Raw genomic sequence first — 3,453 nt, 5'->3', positions numbered from 1 at the left:
GACTCGGTGAACGGAGACGACTCCGGCAACGGAGATGGCAATGGCAGCAAGCTGCCGGCAACGGCAACGAATATGTATGGCTATCTGCTGGCTGGACTCATCATCCTAGTTGCGGGCCTGCTCCTGCTGAGAAGAAAGAAAGCATAAGAGCAAAGTTTAAAAAGGCCGCCCTTCAAGTATGTTACTTGAGGGGCGGCCTTTTTTTCGACGCTCGCACACTGGGCCGAATGCAAAGGGAATATATTGAGCCATTTATAAAGCCTCATATTTGGCTAGCAATTCAGCAAGCATCTGCTTCATACACTCGATCAGTTCCGGAGGGCCTTTTACTGTCGCTTCATTTCCCCAAGCAATAAATAACCGGGCCAAGTAGGGAATCTCTGATTTTGGAACCTCACCCTCAATCCAGCCGCTCCCGTCTTCCCGCACATGCAGCAGGGAAGCAGCCAGCCACAATTCCGTCTCCGACCGCCGTACACCTTCCTTGCTCAGCTCCGCATACAGACTTGCGCCAGCTTCCTCCTGCCGCGCCAGCGTCCATCTGTTGCCCAGGTGAATATGCCGAAGATCCACAGGTTGCGTACCGGAATCATCGTACTCGGCAGACTGAATTTTGTCGCAGCGGAACACACGCAGATCTTTGCGCAGAAAGCAGTAAGCAGGGCAATACCATAAACCATTGTTGGCGTAGATGCCGATGGGCTGTATTTTCCGGCAGGACTTTCCTTTCTTTGCTTCATAATCTATAACCACGATCTTTTGCTGAATGGCAGCATCAAGCAGGACAGCCAAGAAGGGTGCATCCGCCTGTCTTGCCGGCGTTACGAAATCAACCCGGTTTTTCATTTGATCGATCCGATCCCTGATGTCGCCGGACATATAATTGTAGAACTTGTTCAGCACAGAGGCGGATTCCGTTTCAAAGGGAAGGGACACATAGTGGCGCAGGGCATGGATGGCGAAAAAAATGGCGACAGCCTCGTGCTCTGTAAACGCGATGGGAGGCAGTATTCTTTCCCTCAGCACCTGATACCCGCCATGAGGCCCCACTTCCGAATATAAAGGAACACCCAACTCGCTCAGCTCCTGCAGGTCCCGCAGAATCGTCCTCGCAGATACCCCGAATTCGTTGGCCAATTCCTTGACGGTAAACTTCCTTTTTCGATTCACCGTCATCATTAATTCCATCAACCGCTTCGATTTGGACATTTGATTTCACCTTTTCTCATTAACTATGACAATAGTTGTCACCATTATTGACTATAATTGAAATTGAAGCAAGCCGGTCTATGCAAGGCCGGAATGCAATCAATCACAAAGGAGATATCGGATTATGAGTGTAAAAGCTATTCCTTATATCATGCTGGACGGAAATGCGAAAGAGGCGATTCAGTTCTATGAAAAAGCGCTGGATGCGAAGCTGCTTTTTAGCCAAACCATGGGAGAAGCGCCGGATCAGAGCGAAAATCCTATTCCGGCAGAGGCCAGGGAGCGTGTGGCCCATGCCGTTTTGCGGGTAGGAGAAACAGAACTGTATGTTGCTGATGTATTGCCCGGCGAGGCTGTTCAATCAGGGAATCAGCTATCTGTTTGTCTGACGATGGACGACGCTGAAGACTCCAAAAGAATCTATGAACTGCTGCAGGAAAGCGGTCAAGTGAAGGTTCCGCTGACCAAGCTTTACTTTAGTCCCGCTTACGCGATGGTGATGGATAAGTTCGGTGTAACCTTCCAAATCTTTACCAAGCGTACATCGTAATCAGTCAGATACTAAGTATAATTTCTACTATTATATATATCAAAGCACGGCTTGCCGGAAAGGTGCGGGAGTCGTGCTTTTTTACTGGCGCTGTTAAACTTGCCTGAATGAATTCAGGACGTGGCGCTGGGTATACTGAAGGCAGGCTCTAGGCTTACTGTCAAAGGTTGATTGAGAAAGGATTGGATTCATGGGGAAAACTCGCAAAAAGATGAAACCTGTCGATCTGCTGCTGAAATTTGTTTATATTACGGCAGGTGCCGTGCTGGCGGGCGTGGCGCTGGAGTTATTTCTTGTTCCGAACGAAATCATTGACGGGGGGATCACAGGTATCTCACTGATGTTGACGAATGTGACCAGCCTGCCTCTGGGGATCTTTCTGTTTATTATCAACCTGCCGTTTCTGGTGATCGGCTACAAGCAGGTAGGCAAGGGTTTTGCCCTTTCTGCGCTGTACGGGATCATCGTGCTGTCCACTACAACTACATTGCTGCACCATGTGGAGGCTTTTACCAAGGAGCCGCTTCTGGCGGTATTTTTCGGGGCTTTGCTGCTTGGTATTGGCGTCGGCCTGGTGCTGCGGGCAGGAGGGACTACGGACGGTGCTGAAATTGTAGCCATTCTGATTTCACGGAGAACGAATGCATCCGTTGGACAGGTCATTCTGGGGATCAATGTGATCATTTTTATCGCCGCCGGCTTCATTTTGGGCTGGGATGCGGCCATGTATTCGATCTTCACGTTTTATATCGCCTCAAAGGTGATGGATATTGTCGTTGAAGGTCTGGATGAATCGAAGTCGGTTACCATTATTACGAACGATTATGAAGAGGTGGCCGAAGCGATTATGGCCCGGCTGGGACGAAGCACCACTTACCTGTACGCTAGAGGCGGCTTCACCAAAGAAGACACTCAGGTGATTTACTGCGTCGTGAGCAGGGTGGAATTATCCACTCTGAAGACCGTCGTGCGTGAAATCGACCCGAAAGCCTTTATCGCCGTGGAGGATGTAGCTGATGTGTCCGGGGGAAGCTTCACGAAGAAGCAAGCTCATTAATTCCCGGCACCCCTGGCTGCTTACAAGCGTATGCTGGCAAAAAGGAAGAGCTGATTACGAACAGCATGTCCCTGGTGCTTATCCTGCTGGTGCTCATTCTGTCCTTACGTTACAGGAAGGAATAAGCGTTGATCGGCAAACAGGCCCTGGTATAACGGGGTAAAACAGAGATCTGCTGCTGGGGCGGACGCTGAATCAAAGCAGACAGCTTTTTGCCAGCTTTCTTGCAAGAAGGGGATTCGCCCCCCTCAGAGTCTAGTCTAGTAGCCAGAGTGAGATGAGTGTGGTGCCTACTGCCTACTGCCTTTCCATGCAGCTTTGCACCATTATCCCTTTTGATCAGAATGCGGGGGTTGGAGGTTCGGGGGGCCTAGGGGAAGGAATAAAGAGAAACGAGAAAAGAGATTAAGAAAAAAAGAGGCAGCTCAAGTGTGATGTTCGGCTTGAAACAGGAACATGTGTTTGGTATAATGAAAAAAAGAACTTATGTTCGTGGATTATGGATTACATCTGCAGGCGTATCTCAACGAGTACACTGGACGCCGCCGACTGCGCCTGCCCGAAGGGGAAGAAACGCACCTGTCCGGAGCGGAAGGAACGATGTGGCAGAAGTTGCTGTACATCGGTGTGGCGATTC

General features: G+C 49.9%; 4 protein-coding genes. 3 read left to right on the top strand and 1 reads right to left on the bottom strand.

What is annotated here, in order from left to right:
- Positions 1-6 precede the first annotated feature (6 nt).
- Positions 7-147: an LPxTATN C-terminal sorting signal domain gene (locus ACE41H_RS25025; RefSeq protein ID WP_375358292.1), complete on the top strand. Its 141-nt coding sequence runs from the start codon at positions 7-9 to the stop codon at positions 145-147.
- A gap of 105 nt (positions 148-252) precedes the next feature.
- On the opposite strand, the gene ACE41H_RS25020 is transcribed toward ACE41H_RS25025, so the two are convergent.
- The gene (locus tag ACE41H_RS25020; RefSeq protein ID WP_375358290.1) at positions 253-1,209 is read right to left on the bottom strand and encodes a helix-turn-helix transcriptional regulator; all 957 of its coding nucleotides are present in this window, start codon (positions 1,207-1,209) and stop codon (positions 253-255) included.
- A 124-nt stretch (positions 1,210-1,333) separates the two neighbouring features.
- Here ACE41H_RS25020 and ACE41H_RS25015 point away from each other — a divergent pair, with 124 nt between their 5' ends.
- Complete coding sequence (locus ACE41H_RS25015) at positions 1,334-1,759, top strand: VOC family protein (protein ID WP_375358289.1); 426 nt, start codon at positions 1,334-1,336, stop codon at positions 1,757-1,759.
- Positions 1,760-1,949: 190 nt separating this feature from the next.
- Positions 1,950-2,816: a YitT family protein gene (locus ACE41H_RS25010; protein WP_375358288.1), complete on the top strand. Its 867-nt coding sequence runs from the start codon at positions 1,950-1,952 to the stop codon at positions 2,814-2,816.
- Positions 2,817-3,453: the final 637 nt, after the last annotated feature.

This window comes from Paenibacillus enshidis (assembly GCF_042136365.1).
GTDB lineage: Bacteria > Bacillota > Bacilli > Paenibacillales > Paenibacillaceae > Paenibacillus > Paenibacillus enshidis.
The sequence above is the reverse complement of the archived record's forward strand: the minus strand, read 5'-3'. Positions and strand labels throughout refer to the sequence as shown.